Source organism: Streptomyces sp. NPDC034049, assembly GCF_055575575.1.
Genome location: NZ_JBVISJ010000008.1, coordinates 38,687 through 54,999 on the forward strand (window position 1 = coordinate 38,687; position 16,313 = coordinate 54,999).

At 71.4% G+C, this 16,313-nt stretch carries 18 protein-coding genes; 12 read left to right on the plus strand and 6 right to left on the minus strand.

Going from position 1 to position 16,313, the window contains the following annotated elements; all coding sequences use genetic code 11:
• The first annotated feature begins 19 nt into the window (after positions 1-19).
• From ACZ52C_RS23265 to ACZ52C_RS23275, 3 genes are all read left to right on the plus strand, one after another.
• Positions 20-1,792, plus strand: a complete 1,773-nt coding sequence (locus tag ACZ52C_RS23265) for an ABC transporter permease (protein ID WP_469076536.1) — start codon at positions 20-22, stop codon at positions 1,790-1,792.
• Positions 1,785-2,912, plus strand: coding sequence for an ABC transporter ATP-binding protein (locus ACZ52C_RS23270; RefSeq protein ID WP_469076537.1), 1,128 nt, complete (start codon positions 1,785-1,787; stop codon positions 2,910-2,912). The genes ACZ52C_RS23265 and ACZ52C_RS23270 overlap by 8 nt, the downstream gene beginning before the upstream one ends.
• Positions 2,913-3,013: 101 nt before the next feature.
• Positions 3,014-3,718 carry a hypothetical protein gene (locus ACZ52C_RS23275; protein ID WP_469076538.1) on the plus strand — a complete coding sequence of 235 codons (705 nt, stop codon included), beginning with the start codon at positions 3,014-3,016 and terminating at the stop codon, positions 3,716-3,718.
• On the opposite strand, the gene ACZ52C_RS23280 is transcribed toward ACZ52C_RS23275, so the two are convergent.
• Positions 3,645-4,175 carry an ATP-binding protein gene (locus ACZ52C_RS23280; RefSeq protein WP_469076539.1) on the minus strand — a complete coding sequence of 177 codons (531 nt, stop codon included), beginning with the start codon at positions 4,173-4,175 and terminating at the stop codon, positions 3,645-3,647. The genes ACZ52C_RS23275 and ACZ52C_RS23280 overlap by 74 nt on opposite strands.
• Positions 4,176-4,332: 157 nt before the next feature.
• Here ACZ52C_RS23280 and ACZ52C_RS23285 point away from each other — a divergent pair, with 157 nt between their 5' ends.
• Positions 4,333-5,226 (plus strand): Scr1 family TA system antitoxin-like transcriptional regulator, encoded by an 894-nt coding sequence (locus ACZ52C_RS23285; RefSeq protein WP_469076540.1) that lies wholly within the window; start codon positions 4,333-4,335, stop codon positions 5,224-5,226.
• 52 nt (positions 5,227-5,278) lie between these two features.
• Here the strand turns inward: ACZ52C_RS23285 and ACZ52C_RS23290 are convergent, their stop codons facing one another.
• A complete protein-coding gene (locus ACZ52C_RS23290; RefSeq protein ID WP_469076541.1) occupies positions 5,279-5,848 on the minus strand; it encodes a dienelactone hydrolase family protein in 570 nt (189 codons plus the stop codon).
• A 105-nt stretch (positions 5,849-5,953) separates the two neighbouring features.
• Positions 5,954-6,673, minus strand: coding sequence for a DUF6333 family protein (locus ACZ52C_RS23295; protein ID WP_469076542.1), 720 nt, complete (start codon positions 6,671-6,673; stop codon positions 5,954-5,956).
• 144 nt (positions 6,674-6,817) lie between these two features.
• On the opposite strand from ACZ52C_RS23295, the gene ACZ52C_RS23300 reads away from it, so the two are divergent.
• The 3 genes from ACZ52C_RS23300 (at position 6,818) to ACZ52C_RS23310 (ending at position 8,572) form a co-directional block, all read left to right on the plus strand.
• A complete protein-coding gene (locus tag ACZ52C_RS23300; RefSeq protein ID WP_469076543.1) occupies positions 6,818-7,825 on the plus strand; it encodes an AraC family transcriptional regulator in 1,008 nt (335 codons plus the stop codon).
• A gap of 70 nt (positions 7,826-7,895) precedes the next feature.
• Positions 7,896-8,171, plus strand: coding sequence for a hypothetical protein (locus ACZ52C_RS23305; RefSeq protein ID WP_469076544.1), 276 nt, complete (start codon positions 7,896-7,898; stop codon positions 8,169-8,171).
• Complete coding sequence (locus ACZ52C_RS23310; protein WP_469076545.1) at positions 8,168-8,572, plus strand: DNA-binding protein; 405 nt, start codon at positions 8,168-8,170, stop codon at positions 8,570-8,572. Before ACZ52C_RS23305 ends, ACZ52C_RS23310 begins: the two co-directional genes overlap by 4 nt.
• 48 nt (positions 8,573-8,620) lie before the next feature.
• On the opposite strand, the gene ACZ52C_RS23315 is transcribed toward ACZ52C_RS23310, so the two are convergent.
• The 3 genes from ACZ52C_RS23315 to ACZ52C_RS23325 all read right to left on the minus strand — a co-directional run bounded on the left by ACZ52C_RS23315 (position 8,621) and on the right by ACZ52C_RS23325 (position 11,989).
• A complete protein-coding gene (locus ACZ52C_RS23315) occupies positions 8,621-9,418 on the minus strand; it encodes a sugar phosphate isomerase/epimerase family protein (RefSeq protein WP_469076831.1) in 798 nt (265 codons plus the stop codon).
• Positions 9,419-9,456: 38 nt separating this feature from the next.
• A complete protein-coding gene (locus tag ACZ52C_RS23320) occupies positions 9,457-10,611 on the minus strand; it encodes a dihydrodipicolinate synthase family protein (RefSeq protein WP_469076546.1) in 1,155 nt (384 codons plus the stop codon).
• A 220-nt stretch (positions 10,612-10,831) separates the two neighbouring features.
• Positions 10,832-11,989: a Gfo/Idh/MocA family protein gene (locus ACZ52C_RS23325; protein ID WP_033531296.1), complete on the minus strand. Its 1,158-nt coding sequence runs from the start codon at positions 11,987-11,989 to the stop codon at positions 10,832-10,834.
• Between the two features lie 238 nt (positions 11,990-12,227).
• Between ACZ52C_RS23325 and ACZ52C_RS23330 the strand changes: the two genes are divergently transcribed.
• From ACZ52C_RS23330 to ACZ52C_RS23350, 5 genes are all read left to right on the plus strand, one after another.
• A complete protein-coding gene (locus ACZ52C_RS23330) occupies positions 12,228-13,271 on the plus strand; it encodes a LacI family DNA-binding transcriptional regulator (protein WP_469076547.1) in 1,044 nt (347 codons plus the stop codon).
• Between the two features lie 501 nt (positions 13,272-13,772).
• Entirely contained in the window at positions 13,773-14,465 is a 693-nt protein-coding gene (locus tag ACZ52C_RS23335; protein ID WP_469076548.1) for a hypothetical protein, read from the plus strand.
• A gap of 95 nt (positions 14,466-14,560) precedes the next feature.
• The gene (locus ACZ52C_RS23340) at positions 14,561-14,770 is read left to right on the plus strand and encodes a CsbD family protein (protein WP_469076549.1); all 210 of its coding nucleotides are present in this window, start codon (positions 14,561-14,563) and stop codon (positions 14,768-14,770) included.
• A gap of 225 nt (positions 14,771-14,995) precedes the next feature.
• Positions 14,996-15,991, plus strand: a complete 996-nt coding sequence (locus ACZ52C_RS23345) for an iron-containing redox enzyme family protein (protein WP_469076550.1) — start codon at positions 14,996-14,998, stop codon at positions 15,989-15,991.
• 81 nt (positions 15,992-16,072) lie between these two features.
• The gene (locus ACZ52C_RS23350) at positions 16,073-16,309 is read left to right on the plus strand and encodes a CDGSH iron-sulfur domain-containing protein (protein WP_469076551.1); all 237 of its coding nucleotides are present in this window, start codon (positions 16,073-16,075) and stop codon (positions 16,307-16,309) included.
• Positions 16,310-16,313 lie beyond the last annotated feature (4 nt).

Here is a 16,313-nt window from a genome sequence, read left to right on the forward strand (position 1 = left end):
ACGATCGGAGTCAGCACAGATGTCAACCCTCACCCAGCCACCCCGCACACCGGCGGACGAGACACCCGCGGAGACGTTCCGGCCACCGCGCTACCGCCGCCCCTTCGGCATCGGACGGGACACGCTCGTCCAGTACGCGGTCCTGGCGTTCCTCGCCGTGCTGGTGCTGGCCCCGATCGTCCCGACGCTCTACCAGAGCATCCGCAACCGCCCGCTCTACGAGGCGGGCGGGGCGTTCACCCTCAGCGGCTACACCGACCTCTTCACCAAGGCCGGTTTCGGTGAAGTCGCCCTGAACACCCTGCTGTTCGCCTCGCTGACGACGGTCCTCAGCCTGGCGATCGCGATCCCGATGGCGATCGTGGTGGTCCGCACGAAGCTGCCGGGCGGGCGGCTGATCGCCCTCGCGATGCAGTGGCCGTTCTTCATCTCGTCGCTGATCCTGGGCTTCGGATGGATCATCATGTACGGCCCGGCCGGGTTCGTCAGCGTGAAGGTGCAGCAGGTCCTCGGCTCGGTGCCGTGGAACCTGTACTCGATCCCCGGCATGGCGCTCACGGAGGCCGTGGCGCTCGCCCCGATCGCGTACGTCTTCTGCGCCAACGCGCTCAGGCAGTCCGACGCCTCGCTCGAATCGGCCGCCCAGGTCTGCGGGGCCGGCCCCTTCCGCATCCTCGCGCAGGTGGTCGTGCCGCTGCTGCGGCCCCCGATCGTCTACAGCGCGATCCTCGTCTTCTCCGTCTCCATCGAGACACTGAGCGTGCCGCTGCTCTACGGCCAGCCCGTCAGCATCGACGTCTTCTCAACCTTCCTCTACCACAACGGACTTCAGTCGGTGGACCCCGACTACACGATGCTGGGCGCGGCCTCCACGGTCATCCTGGTGGTCACCCTGAGCCTGGTCGCCGTCCAGGCGAAGCTGCTGAAGGACGCGGCGCGGTTCGTGTCCGTGCGCGGCAAGGTCACCCGGCCGCGCAAGCTGGACCTGGGCTGGCTGAAGTGGGTCAGCATCGCGTGCATCTGGTGCTACGTGGTCGTGGGCGCCCTGATCCCGATCGCCGGCCTGGTGATGCGGTCGTTCACGCTCGTCTTCACCCCGTTGCAGTCGCCGTTCCGGACGGTCACGACGAAGAACTACGAGCTGGTCCTCGACTCCGACAACTACGTGCAGTCGCTCTACAACAGCATGATCGTGGCCGGTGTCGGCTCGGTGGTCGTGTCCGCGCTCGCCGTGTTCGCGGTGATGGTGGCCCGGCGGTCGACCTTCCGCTTCGGCCGGGCGGTGGAGTACCTGGCCCTGATCCCGCAGTCCCTGCCCGGCATCATCATCGGTATCGGCTTCTTCTGGGCCTTCGCGCTGGCCCCCTTCGGCATGGGATCCGTCCTCCAGGGCACGATCTACGCCGTCGTCATCGCCTTCGGCATGCGGGCCCTGCCCAGCGCGTTCGGCTCGGTCGCCCCGGCGATCATGCAGATCGGCGGTGAGCTGGACAACGCGGCCCGGGTCTCCGGCGCCGACTGGCTGATGACCTTCTTCCGCGTCCTGCGGGCCCTGATCACACCGGCGTTCGCGGGAGCGCTCGTCCTCACCTTCGTGATCATGCTCAAGGAGTACTCCCCGGCCGTCTTCCTCTCCTCGGCCGACAACAACATCCTCGGCACCACCATGCTCAGTCTCTGGACGCAGGGCAGGGCCGGATCCGTCGCCGCGCTGGCCACCCTCCAGATCGGCATCACCGCGGTCTTCGTCGCACTCGCTGGACTGCTCATGAAGGGAAAGCACCATGCCTGAGGTGACCGTCAAGAACCTCGCCAAGACCTTCGGCGACAACTCCGTCCTGCGGGACGTCACCTTCACCATCAAGGACGGCGAGTTCTTCACGCTGCTGGGCGCGAGCGGCTGCGGCAAGTCGACCACGCTGAACTGCATCGCGGGTCTGGAGCAGCCGACGGAGGGCTCGATCGCGGTCGGCGGACGGACGTTCGTGGACGCCGGCGCGGGGGTCTTCCTTCCCCCCGAGGAGCGCAACCTCGGCATGGTGTTCCAGTCGTACGCGCTGTGGCCGCACATGACCATCGCGAAGAACCTGGCGCTGCCGCTGAACATCCGCAAGGTCCCCAAGGAGAAGCAGAAGACGCTGATCCACGACGCCCTGGACAAGGTGGGCCTGGCCGCGCTGGCGGGTCGCTACCCCCACCAGCTCTCCGGCGGCCAGCAGCAACGCGTCGCCCTGGCACGGGCGTTGGTCTACTCCCCGACGGTCCTGCTCCTCGACGAGCCCCTCTCCAACCTGGACGCCAAGCTCCGCGAGCAGGCCCGCGCCTGGCTGAAGCGGCTCCAGGAGGAGCTGGGCATCACCACCGTCTACGTCACCCACGACCAGGACGAGGCGCTCGCGCTCAGCGACCGGATCGCCGTGATGGAGGGCGGCAACATGATCCAGATCGGCACGCCGCACGAGATCTACGAGAAGCCGGCCGCGCCCGCCGTCGCCGCGTTCGTCGGCCGCTGCAACTTCCTCACCGGCAAGGTGGTCAGCGTCGACGGCACCCGGCACACCGTGCTCCTCGACGCCGGCGGGGAGCTCGTCCGCGTCGACAGCGACCAGCGCGTCCCGACGGGCGACTCGGTCACGGTCGCGGTCCGCCCCGAGCGCCTGGAGGTCGTGGCCCCGGCGGAGACCCCGGCGGGCGTGAACCGCCTCGACACCCAGGTCGTCACCAGCTCCTACGTCGGCTCCCGCTACGAGTACGACGTCCGCCTCGGCGACCAGGTGGTCCAGGTCCTCAGCGGCAACGGCGGCCTGGCGGGCGAGGTCTCCCTGGTCTTCGACCCGGGGCACGCGCTGCTGTACGCGGACCGGGTGGAACTGCCGGAGGACCAGCGGGACCTGCTCACCGTCACGTCGTAGCCGGGTGAGCGGCGGTTGCCGGGGCACGGCAACGAAGGGCGGGGCCAGGCTGCCCGGCGCCTCCGTTGTCCGCCCGGCCGCCGCCGAGTGAAGCTGTGGCCATGAGAATCGGTGCGTCGCTGCTCACGTCGTCCCTCGTCCCGCTGCTGGCCTGTGTCCTGGTGTTCACCGTGTGGCTGCCCCGGGACCTGGACCGCTACGAGGCGTACGGGGCGGCTGAGCCGTGTCCCGCCGGCGCCCCGGCGGCCGAGTGGGAGGACTGTCTGCGTACGGCCTCCTTCACCGTCGACAGCACCCGGAACGAGGTGAGCAGACGCGGGAGTTACCGGGCGACGCTGTCCGGGGCGCCCTTCTGGAACGGGACCGTGGCGTTCGGTGACCCGGACCCGCTGCTGGAGCGCCTGCGGCCCGGGGACCGGGTCACCGGCACCGTCTGGCGCGGGGACGTCATGGCGCTCGGCCGGGGAGACGTGCGGCAGAGCACCTCCGAGGAGCCCCGCGACGAAGCCCAGATGACAGCCGCGATCGGCACGTTCGCGGGCCTGCTGGCGGCTCTGGGCTTCTGGCTCGGCGGGATGCGGCTGACCGGTCCCCGTGACCGTGAGCACCGCACCTGGGCCGGATACGGCCGGCCCCTGCTCATCGCCCTGCTCGTCGCGTCCTTCGGCATGGGACTGCCGTCCGTGTGGCTCGGCCTCCCGTGGTGGCTCGTGCCCGCCGCGGTCGTCCCCGTCATGGTGTGCACGGCCTGGCAGCTCCACCGGTACCGCGCCGCTTCGGCGGTCGGCGCTCCGGGATCCGCTTGACCAGGGACAGCCAGCAGGGCAGGTCGATCTCCACCAGTACGGTCTTGCCGGGCGGGACGCGGTCCTGGACCTCCCAGCGGTCGGCGAACGCGTCGACCAGGGTGAGGCCGCGGCCGTCCTCCGCGAGGGGGTGGGCCAGGGGTACGGCGCCGGGGCGCGGGGGCAGGCGTTCGGCTCGGGTGTCGGTGACCTCGATGCGGAGGGAGCCGGTGGGCAGGGAGAGGCGCAGTTCGAAGTCCCGGCCCGGGACGCGGCCGTGCGTCACCGCGTTCGCCGCCAGCTCCGCCACGACCACCGCCGCCCGTTCCGACTCCTCCGAGCCGTAGCGGATGCCCCAGGCGTGCAGCTGTTTCAGGGCCAGGCGTCTCGCCAGGCGGGCGCCCAGCGGGGTCGAGCTGAAGCGTCGCGTGAACGTCGGTGCCGTGAGCGGGTGTCGCGCGGTGGGCGGTGCGGTCATGTCGCCAATGTGGCCTGCGGGAAGGCCGGTTCGCCAGCTCCACGCCGCGTACGCTGGGCGAGCGTACGCGGTTACGCGCTGGACGGTACTGGTGACGTGCCGTAACCATGGGCGTTGAACGGTGTGGTTCGGTGGGCGGGTGCGCGGGAGGTGGCCGATGGTGGCCGACAGCGGCGGCGTGGTGGGGATCGGCGGGGGCGGCGAACCGGAGTCGTCCGACAGCCTGCGGACGTTCGGGGCGATGGTCCAGGCGTTGCGCGAGCACGCGGGGCTGAGCCGGGAGGAGTTGGCCGAGGTCATCGGTTACTCCAAGCACATGGTGGCGTCGGTGGAGCTGGGGAGGCGGATGCCGGACGCGGCGTTCGTGGCGGGGGTGGATCGGGCGCTGGGCGGTACGGGTGCGCTGCTTGCGGCGGCTCAGCATCTCGGGCGCCAGCCGGGGTTGGCGGCTTGGTTCCGGAAGTGGGCGCGGTTGGAGGCGACGGCGATCGTGCTCTATACGTACGAGTGCCGCCTCATTCCTGGGCTGTTGCAGACGGAGGGGTACGCCCGAACGCTGTTCAAGAACCAGCTGCCGCCGCTGGGTGACGAGCAGATCGAGGCGCAGTGGGCGGCGCGGTCGGAACGGCAGCGGCTGTTGAGGGAGCGATCGAACACGGCGTTCGGGCTCATCCTGGAGGAGGGCGTGTTCCTTCGGCGCACGGGCGGGGCGGAGATCACAAGGGAACTCATCGATCACGGCCAGGATGCGCTCACAGGCTCTCACTCTCACAGACTCCAAGAGCCTGTTGCAGCGGATGCGAGGGGACCTATGAGCACCACCGAACTGGCATGGTTCAAGAGCAGCTACAGCAGCGGCGGCTCCGGTGACTGCGTCGAGGTCGCCTGGTTCAAGTCCAGCTACAGCAGCAGCGGGGACGGCGACTGCGTAGAAGTAGCCGCCGCCCCCTCTGCCATCCACGTCCGCGATTCAAAGAACGCGGACGGGCCTCAGGTCGTCCTCTCCTCCGGCGCCTGGGCCGACTTCATCCCGTACGCCTCCCGGGGCTGATCCCTCGGCGGCGCATCCACCGCACTTTGCCCGGGGTCGGGTGATGGCCGTCCTAGAGCGAGCCGAGGAAATCGAGCGTCCGTCGGGTCAGGAGCGCGGCGGCGTCCGGGTCGTGGGACGGCAGGGAGCTGTCCGCGAACAGGTGCTGGTCGCCGGGATAGAGGAACAGCTCCGCGTCGGCGCGGGCGGCGACGAGGGCGCGGGCGGCGTCGATGTCCTCGGCGAAGAAGGGGTCAGCCTCCTTGGCATGCACCTGCACCGGCACACCGCCGGGCCATGCCGCGCCGAACTCCGAGACGGGGATGCAGGCGTCGATCAGCAGCGCGCCCCGCGCGCCCGCCCGCGTCTGCGCCAGCTTCTGCGCGGGCACCACGCCGAGCGAGAACCCGGCGTACACGACGTCCCGAGGCAGCGGTTCGGCCGCGCGGACACCGCGTTCGGTGATCTCGCCGAACCCGACCTGCCGTACGTGACCCATGCCCTCCTCGATGGAGCCGAACGTCCGCCCCTCGAAGAGATCGGGCGTGTGGACGGTGTGGCCCGCCGCGCGGAGTTCGTCGGCGAAGGCGACGACTCCGGAGGTCAGCCCCTGCGAGTGATGGAACAGTACGACCTCGGTCATGCCCGACCCCTTGCCTCGTGGATGACGACTAGTGGTGCCGACTCGTGGTGACGACTGGTCCGGAACCCTAGAACGACCCACCGACACTCGCGGGCTGCCGCCCCGTCAGCCCTCGACGAAGTACAGCTCCTCCATCGTGGACGTGGCGAACTCGGTGTGGCGCACACGGAAGGCCGTGGTGCGCAGCTGCCGGCGGCCCCAGGGGTCGGCCTCGGCCAGGGCCAGGGCGGCGAGGTCGGCCCAGGGGATGTCGGCCGGGTCCTCCTCGTCCAGGCCGAGGTCCGCCGGCTTCTCGGCGGGGACGGCGAGCGCGGCGGCGACGGCGGCCGGATCGCCGGTCACCTCGAACGGCTCGTCCCCGGCCCAGCCGGCGGCGTGGAACATGGTGCCGTCGGGCATCCAGACGAGATCCTCCGTGTGGGAGGCGCCGGCGTGGAAGTCGACACGGCCGACGATGCGGGCGTCCGGGTACCACTCGCGCAGCGAACGGGCCTCGGACAGCAGGGGGTTGTCGTCGCCGGCGCCGGCCGGCGCCGGGTCGCTGAAGCCGAGGACGTGGCCCCACACGGCGGCCTGGACGACGTCGAGGTCGGTCCGCGCGTACGAGTAGGGGACGTCGAGGACGGACCGGGGGCCGAGGTCCTCCAGGATCTCGTCGACGGTGCCGAAGGACGCGGCGAACTCGGCCGCGCGGGCAGGGTCGTTGGCGGGGAGCGTGCACGCGTCGACGTCGAACGGCGGGAGGAGGACGGTGAGGTCGCAGTGGCCCAGGGAGCCGCGCACCACACGGTCGGGAGGGAGGGTCCAGAAGCTGTCGTCGGTCATGCGGGCCACCGTAGAGGGCGTGATGGGGATACGAGGGGGGGGTGCTTCGGGGGTGCTTCGGGGGCGATGTGCCAAGATGCGGTGAATGAGCACCGACAAGCTCACAGCAAGCCGACCGACGAGCTGACCCAGAGGTGACCCGGCATGATCGGAACCGTGTTCCGGAGCGATGACCTGCCCGCGGAGCACCGGTTCGACTACTGGCGGGAGTTGGTCCACCGCGCGATCGCGCCCAGCGACATGAGCAGCGAGTTCGCCGGTGACTTCTGGGCGCGGCAGCGGCTGTTGGAGCTGGGGCCGGTGCTGGTGTGGCCGACCGCGCATCTGCCGACGGGGTTCCGGCGCACCGAGAAGATGGTGCGGCGGTCCGACCCGGAGATGTACCACCTGTCCTTGGTGCTCGGGGGCGGGCTGGGGCTGGAGCACATGGGGCGGGCCGAGATGTACGGCCCGAGCGACCTGTGGGTGAGCGACACGTCACGGCCGTACGACGTGCGCCCGCCGGACGATCTGGGCCGGCAGGTGATCACGGGGGTCGGCGTGGACTTCCCGAAGGCGCTGCTGCCGCTGCCGCCCGCCCGGGTCGGGCGGTTGCTGGGGCGGCGGCTGTCGGGGCGGGAGGGGACGGGGGCCCTGCTGACGGGGTTCCTGACCGGGCTGGAGCGGCAGGCGGACGCGCTCGGGCCGTCCGACGCGCCTCGGCTGGGCACCGTGCTGCTGGATCTGCTGGCCGCGTGGTTCGCCCAGGTGCTGGAGGCGGAGGACGCGCTGCCGCCGGAGACGCGGGAGCGGGCGCTGACGACGCGGATCCGGGCCTTCGTCCGGCAGAATCTGCACGATCCGGAGCTGACCCCGCCGGTGATAGCCGCCGCGCACCACATCTCGCTGAGCTATCTGCACCGACTGTTCCAGCAGGACACCACCGGCGAGACGGTCGCGGCCTGGATCCGCGCCCAGCGCCTGGAGGGCGCCCGCCGCGACCTGGCGAACCCGGCCCTCAACACCACCCCGGTCCACACGATCGCCACCCGCTGGGGCCTGCCTCGCGCCTCCGACTTCACGCGGGCGTTCCGGGGGGCGTACGGGGTGTCTCCGACGGAGTACCGGGCACGGGCGGGGGCGGGGGCGGGGGCCTCGCAGGTGACGGGATAGGCGCAGCGGACCGTGCCGGTCCACGGTGCACGGCAGAACGTTCTGATAAAAGTTTTACTAGATTGAGTGGGTGAGTGACCACACCTACGGGCCCGGCGAGGGCCCGACCAAGTCCGTCTCGGTCTCCGTGCACGAGGGCACCATCGCGGCCCTCCGCTCCCGCGTCGGCAAGCGCGGCATCTCCGCCTATGTGGAGGCCGCGATCCAGCGACAGATCGAGCGGGACCAGCTCGACGAACTCATCGCCTCGAACGAGGACTTGCACGGCCCGCTCACCCAGGAGGAGATCGACGCCGCCGAGCGCGAGATGTTCGGCGGAGGCCGGGGCGACCGGGCGGTGGCGTGAGCGGCACCTGGGTTCTCGGCAGCGAGGCTCTGTCCCTGTACCTGCGGGCCGACCGGACGATGACCGCCCGGCTCGCCGCCGCCCGTAAACGGGACGTCAAAGTGATCACCAGCGCGGCCACCATCGTGGAAGCCGATCCTCAAGGGGCTCACTCCGCCCGCCTCGCCTGGGCCCTCTCCCGGCTCGTGGTGGAGCCTGTCACCAAGGACACCGCCAAAGAGGCTCTCGCACGGATGAAGGACAGCGGCAGGACCGGCGGGCACAAGTACGCCCTGGACGCGATCGTCGCCGCGACCGCCCGCGCGGCGCGGCCCCCGGTGACCGTCCTGACCTCCGACCTCGACGATCTCAAGCCGCTCTGCGGCAAGCAGGTCGAGGTCAGAGAGGTCCGACAGGTCTGACCCGAGGCGGTGGGCCGGGCGTCATTCCCCCGGCCCGCCGCCCGGACGTCACACCGCGTGCTCCACGAACCGCCGCGCCGTCTGCGCGAGCAGCTCGCGGCCGTCGCCCGACCACAGGTCGTCGTTGAAGAGTTCGACCTCGATGGGGCCCGTGTAGCCGGCGGCCTCGACGTAGGACTTCCACTCGCGCATGTCGATCGCGCCGTCGCCGATCTGGCCCCGGCCGGTCAGGACACCCTGGGGCAGCGGGGTGATCCAGTCGGCGAGCTGGAAGGTGTGGATGCGGCCGGTGGCGCCCGCGCGGGCGATCGCCGCCGGGGCCGTGTCGTCCCACCAGATGTGGTACGTGTCGACCGTCACGCCCACCTGGTCCGCCGGGAAGCGTTCCGCGATGTCCAGCGCCTGGGAGAGCGTCGACACCACACAGCGGTCCGAGGCGAACATGGGGTGGAGCGGCTCGATGGCCAGGCGCACGCCGTGGGAGGCGGCGTACGGGCCCAGCTCCGCCAGCGCGTCCGCGATGCGCTCCCGCGCGCCGTGCAGGTCCTTCGAGCCCGCCGGGAGACCGCCCGAGACCAGGACGAGGGTGTCCGTGCCCAGGGTGGCCGCCTCGTCGATCGCCTTGCGGTTGTCGGCCAGCGCCGCCGCCCGCTCGGCCGGGTCGATCGCCGTGAAGAAGCCGCCCCGGCACAGGGTGGTGACCGCGAGGCCCGCGTCGCGGACCAGCTTGGCCGTCGCCTCCAGGCCGTACTCGGCCACCGGCTCACGCCACAGGCCCACCCCGGGGATGCCCAACTCGGTGCAGCCGTCGACCAGTTCGGGCATCGACAGCTGCTTGACCGTCATCTGGTTGATGCTGAAGCGCTCAAGTCCGCTGCCGGTGCTCACTGGTCCACTCCGTACAGGGAGAGCAGGTTCTTCATCCGGTCCCGGGCCAGCGCCGGGTCCGGGAACAGGCCCAGGCCGTCGGCGAGTTCGTAGGCCCGCGCGAAGTGCGGGAGGGAGCGGGCCGACTGGAGGCCGCCGACCATGGTGAAGTGCGACTGGTGGCCGGCCAGCCACGCCAGGAAGACCACGCCCGTCTTGTAGAAGCGGGTCGGGGTCTGGAAGAGGTGGCGGGACAGCTCGACGGTCGGGTCCAGGAGCTCCCGGAAGCCCTTCACGTCACCCGTGTCCAGGACGCGCACCGCCTGAGCCGCCAGCGGGCCCAGCGGGTCGAAGATGCCGAGCAGCGCGTGGCTGAAGCCCTTCTCGTCGCCCGCGATCAGCTCGGGGTAGTTGAAGTCGTCGCCGGTGTAGCAGCGGACGCCCTGCGGGAGCCGGCGGCGGATGTCGATCTCGCGCTGGGCGTCCAGCAGGGAGACCTTGATGCCGTCGACCTTGTCGGGGTGCGCGGCGATCACGGCGAGGAAGGTCTCCGTGGCCGTGTCCAGGTCCGACGAGCCCCAGTAGCCCTCCAGCGCCGGGTCGAACATGGGGCCGAGCCAGTGCAGGACGACCGGCTCGGCGGCCTGGCGGAGCAGGTGGCCGTAGACCTCCAGGTAGTCCTCGGGGCCCGAGGCCGCCGCGGCCAGCGCGCGCGAGGCCATCAGGATCGCCTGGGCGCCCGACTCCTCGACGAGCGCCAGCTGCTCCTCGTACGCCTTGCGGATGTCCGGCAGGGAGGCGGGGCCCGTGAGCTGGTCGGTGCCCACGCCGCAGGCGATCCGGCCGCCGACCGCCTTCGCCTCGGCGGCGCTGCGGCGGATCAGCTCCGCCGCGCCCGCCCAGTCGAGGCCCATGCCGCGCTGCGCGGTGTCCATCGCCTCGGCGACACCCAGGCCGTGCGACCACAGATGGCGGCGGAAGGCGAGGGTGGCGTCCCAGTCGACGGCGGCGGGCGAGTCCGGGGACACGTCCGCGAAGGGGTCCGCGACGACGTGTGCCGCGGAGAAGACCGTACGAGAGGTGAGGGGGGTGCCCGGGGACACCGCCAGGGGTTCGGTACGGGGGGTGTAGGGCCGCAACACTCCATCGGCACCCGGCAGTTGAATCGTCATCGCAGGCCTCCGACCGGGTAAACCGTCCGGCGTGCGTTGCGAGAACCAAGCGCGCACACCGTGCTGAGCGAGAACCAAGCCAGCACAGCAACTCCTTTGCTTGCAGTACCAAACCGGGCAGGTTCCGTCCCGGCTGGTGTTGAGGGTGTAGGACCTGACCGTCCGTTGGCCGGACAGGCAACCTGAGTCAGGAATCCCCCTGCTTCGGCTGAGGGAGGGTTCAAAGCTGGATCTCCGGTACGTCGAGACGGACGCCCTCGGCGGAGGACTTCAGGCCCAGTTCGGCGAGCTGGACGCCACGGGCGCCGGCCAGCAGGTCCCAGTGGTAGGGCGCGTCGGCGTAGACGTGCTTGAAGAACAGCTCCCACTGTGCCTTGAAGCCGTTGTCGAACTCGGCGTTGTCGGGCACCTCCTGCCACTGGTCGCGGAAGGAGTAGGTGGCGGGGATGTCGGGGTTCCACACCGGCTTGGGGGTGGCGGAGCGGTGCTGGACGCGGCAGTTGCGCAGGCCGGCCACGGCCGAGCCCTCCGTGCCGTCGACCTGGAACTCCACCAGCTCGTCGCGGTTGACGCGGACGGCCCAGGAGGAGTTGATCTGGGCGATCGCGCCGCCGTCCAGCTCGAAGATGCCGTACGCGGCGTCGTCGGCGGTGGCGTCGTACGGCTTGTCCTGCTCGTCCCAGCGCTGCGGGATGTGCGTGGCGGTGAGCGCCTGGACGGACTTCACACGGCCGAACAGCTCGTGCAGGACGTACTCCCAGTGCGGGAACATGTCGACGACGATGCCGCCGCCGTCCTCCGCGCGGTAGTTCCAGGAGGGGCGCTGGGCCTCCTGCCAGTCGCCCTCGAAGACCCAGTAGCCGAACTCGCCCCGGATGGAGAGGATCCGGCCGAAGAAGCCGCCGTCGATGAGGCGCTTGAGCTTCAGCAGGCCCGGGAGGAACAGCTTGTCCTGGACGACGCCGTGCTTGATGCCGGCCGCGTTCGCGAGACGGGCCAGCTCCAGGGCGCCGTCGAGGCCGGTGGCGGTCGGCTTCTCGGTGTAGATGTGCTTGCCGGCGGCGATCGCCTTCTTGATCGCCTCCTCGCGGGCCGAGGTGACCTGGGCGTCGAAGTAGATCTCGACGGTCGGGTCCGCGAGGACCGCGTCGACGTCCGTGGAGACGTTCGCCGGGTCCAGGCCGTGCTGCTCGGCGAGCGCCTTGAGCGCGTGCTCGCGGCGGCCGACGAGGATCGGCTCCGGCCACAGCACGGTGCCGTCGCCGAGGTCGAGACCGCCCTGCTCGCGGATGGCGAGGATCGAGCGGACGAGGTGCTGGCGGTAGCCCATGCGTCCGGTCACGCCGTTCATGGCGATCCGTACGGTTCTGCGTGTCACGGCCGGTTCCTTTCGTTGGTGTGCGTTCGTGTGTGCGTACGCGTCGGGCGCCGCGTACGCCCGACGAAAGGGTGAGCGTCACAGCAAGCGCTTTCTATTCGATAAGAAGCTAGCCTCTGAGCAGCGGTCTGGACAAGACCGCGAGGGGGTCGAGTTGTTCGAGGGGGCGAACGGCGATCGCGGTCGTATGGTTCCCCGACAGCCCGAACGAGACGCGCACCCGGAGGACGAGAAAACGATGACTGTGACCCTGGCGGACGTGGCGGCCCGTGCGCAGGTGTCGCCGGCGACCGTCTCCCGGGTGCTCAACGGGAACTATCCGGTGGCCGCGTCCACGCGCGAACGGGTGTTGAAGGCCGTCGACGAGCTGGACTACGTCCTCAACGGTCCCGCGAGCGCGCTCGCCGCCGCCACCTCCGACCTGGTCGGCATCCTGGTGAACGACATCGCCGACCCCTTCTTCGGGATCATGGCCGCGGCGATCCAGTCCGAGATCGGCGGGCCCGGCGGGCGCGCGGGCGGGGAGCGACTGGGTGTGGTGTGCAACACAGGCGGCTCCCCGGAGCGCGAGCTGACGTATCTCACGCTGCTCCAGCGGCAGCGGGCCGCCGCCGTGGTGCTGACCGGTGGGGCCATCGAGGACCCGGCGCACCTGGCCGCCGTCGGCAACAAACTACGGAAACTGGCGGAGGCCGGGACGCGTGTGGTGCTGTGCGGGCGACCGCCCACGCCGGAGGCCATCGCGATCACGTTCGACAACCGGGGCGGCGGCCAGCTGCTCACCGAGCATCTGATCGGACTGGGTCACCGGAAGCTCGGGTACATCGCCGGGCCGGAGGAGCGGACGACGACCCGGCATCGGCTGGAGGGGCATCGCGCGGCGCTGGCGGCGGCCGGCATCGAGGACGACCCCAGATGGACCGTGTACGGCCGCTACGACCGGCTCTCCGGGTACGAGGCGACGCTGGAGCTGTTGCGCCGGGACCCCTCGCTGACGGCCGTGGTCGCCGCCAACGACACGGTGGCGCTGGGCGCTTGCGCGGCGCTCCGGGACTCCGGGCTGCGCATCCCCGACGACGTGTCCGTGGCCGGGTTCGACGACCTGCCCTTCAGCATCGACGCGGTGCCGGCGTTGACGACGGTGCGGTTGCCGCTGTCGGACGCGGGGGCACGGGCCGGGCGGATCGCCATGGGCCGCGAGGAGCCGCCGCCGGGCGGGATCGCCACGGTGCGGGGGGAGTTGATGGTGCGGGGGTCCAGTGGGGTGCCTCGGAAGGGGTGACGGGGGCTCCGCCGGGGGCTCCGCCGGGGGCCGGGTGCGGGCTCGGTGGGGGTTCGTGAGCGGGTGCGGGTGAGTGGGGGTTCTCGCGCAGTTCCCCGCGCCCCTGGAAAAGCAGGCCGTTGCCCCACAGGGTCATGAGCGGGTGCGCGCTCGGTGGGGGGTCTCGCGCAGTTCCCCGCGCCCCTGAAAGAGCAGGCCGTTGCCCCACAGGGTCGTGAGCGGGTGCGGGTGAGTGGGGGCTTCTCGCGCAGTCCCCCGCGCCCCTGAAAAAGCAGGCCGTTGCCCCACAGGGTCGTGAGCGGGTGCGGGTGAGTGGGGGGTCTCGCGCAGTCCCCCGCGCCCCTGAAAAAGCAGGCCGTTGCCCCACAAGGGCGTGAGCGGGTGCGGGTGAGTGGGGGGTTCTCGCGCAGTTCCCCGCGCTCCTGAGGGCCGGCGCGCGGCCGTGGTAGGTTCGCTCTCTTCTCCGGCGTGGCCGGACGGAGTCCCGTCAGGTGTGTCATCGTGACCGACCTCTCGGCCCATCTCCCGCGGCAGCGGCTCCAGGACGCGCTCGACACCTTGGACGCCGTCTTCGCGCCGCTCGCCAAGTCCTCGCTCCCCGTGGGCGGTTGCACCCACTGCTACGACGCGGCCGAACTCCGCCTGCTGGCCGGTCCCGTGCGCGAGGTGCCGGACGAGTTGATGTACTCCGTCGCGCACAAGGCGCCCGACCACTGGGACGACTTCCCTGCCCTGTACCGCCGGTTGACGCCCCGGATCGTCCGCCTCCTCGTCGCCGACGGACTCGACCACGGCATGGTCGCCTCCCGGATGCTCACCGCCGGCTGGCGCGACTGGCCCGGGGCGGAGCGCGGGGCTCTGGAGGAGGTCTGGCAGGCGTGGTGGCGGTCGGTCCTGCACGCCCACCCGGGCGTCGGACACGTCGCCGACGTACTGGAGACGCTCGCGGCCACGACGGGAACCCTCGGCCCCTGGCTCGCCGTCTGGGCCGGGACCCGCACCGAGGCGGCGGACCTGCACCTCGGCGACGCGATCGACCGCTGGCTCGTCGAGGACGGGCTCGCCGACCTCCGCCTCGGCTTCTACGGCGAGGCGCACGCCACGCCGGAACTGCTGCCGTGGCTCCTGTCGCTGGAGGAGGACCGTGTCGGGGCCGCCCGGCTGAGGGAGATCGAGCGGATCGCGTACGGCTGAGCACGGGCTTTCACGGACCGTGACGCTTCGACGCGCGAGCGTCACCGGCTCGCCGTACGTTGGGCGGGAAAGCACCCCCCACCAAGGAGGAAACCATGGCTGCCAAGGACAAGGGCAACATGGACAAGATCAAGGGCAAGGCCAAGGAGATGACCGGGAAGGTCACCGGCGACCGCACGCAGCAGGCCGAGGGCAAGATGCAGCAGGCACGCGGCGAGGCGAAGAAGACGAAGGGCAAGGCTCAGGAGCGCGTGCAGGAGCGTACGCAGCCGCAGCGGCCGGCGACGCGACGCACGGGCATCTGACGCCGACGCTCGAGCTACGCCACGCCGCTGACGCGCGAGCGCGTGACACTGACGCGTGAGCGCGGCTGACGGCCGGGGCCGCGTCCGGCGGGCCACGGCTCGTGGTCTGCCGCCGGTGGTCTCGCGGCAGTGCGGAGTGGAAGGGGGCTCCCCCGTGCGGGGAGCCCCCTTCGCTCGGTCCGGACCGGCGGTGAGTAGATCGCGGTGCACGGGTACCCGGCGCGCATGGGGAACCAGGTGGCAGGGCCGGTGTTGCCGGAGAGCAGGGGGGAGGTCTCCGCTGCCGTCATACGGTTCCTGCGGGGCGCGGGCGCGCCGCCCGAGAGCCGGGTGATCGCCGGGGCGGACCCGTTCGGCGACGACCTCCAGCTCGCCCTCTACCTCTGCTACGAACTGCACTACCGGGGCTTCGCCGACGTCGACGCCGACCTCGAATGGGATCCGGAGCTGCTGCGGTGCCGGGCGGCGCTGGAGTGGCCGTTCCTCGAAAGCCTGCGTGACCGGGCGACGCTGCACGTGCGGGCCCAGGAGGCCCTGGACGACCTGCTCGTGGAGCCCGCGGGCGGCGACGGGGGCGGGGTGGGCGACTTCCTCCAGAACGAGGGCGAACTGTGGCAGGTGCGCGAGTACGCGGCCCAGCGCTCCCTCTACCACCTGAAGGAGGCCGACCCGCACGCCTGGGTGCTGCCCCGACTGTGGGGGCGGGCCAAGGCGGGCATGGCCGCCGTCGAGTTCGACGAGTTCGGCGGGGGGCGGGCCGAGCGGGTGCACGCGCGTCTGTTCGCCGACCTCATGACCGACCTGGGGCTCGACCCGGCGTACGGCCGGTACGTGGACGCCGCCGGTCCCGAGGCGCTCGCCCTGGTGAACCTGATGTCCCTCTTCGGCCTGCACCGGGCGCTGCGCGGCGCCCTGGTCGGACACTTCGCGACGGTCGAGATCACCTCCTCCCCCGGCTCCCGCCGGCTCGCCCGCGCCATGCGGCGGACCGGGGCCGGGGCCGCCGCCGAGCACTTCTACGACGAGCACGTCGAGGCCGACGCCGTGCACGAGCAGGTCGTCCGACGGGAGGTCGTCGCCGGACTGCTGGAGGAGGAACCGGAGCTGGACGCCGACGTCGCCTTCGGCGTCGACGCCACCAACCACCTGGAGGACGCCCTCGCCGACCACCTCCTGACCGCCTGGCGAGCGGGCCGCTCGTCCCTGCGCACGCAGGTGTGAGGGGGCGGGGAGGGGTGGCAGGCCGTGGCACCGGGACCGCGTCGGTCCGCAGCATCGTCGACGGAGAGCTGGTGATCATCCGTGTCGGACCCGCCCGTTGAACGTCGTCGTGTCGCTCTGCAGCGGCCCGGGCCGTTGTTGGTCGAGGGGCCCGTCGAGGTGGTCCTGGAGGACGGGACGACCGTGTCGTCGGACCGCTTCTGCGTGGCGCTGTGCACCTGTCGCCGCAGCCGTATCCACCCGTGGTGCGACACCAGCCACCGGCGCCGTGAACGCGGCTCCGACGACCACCGCCGTAGCCAGCCGCCGCCCGACTGAAGGG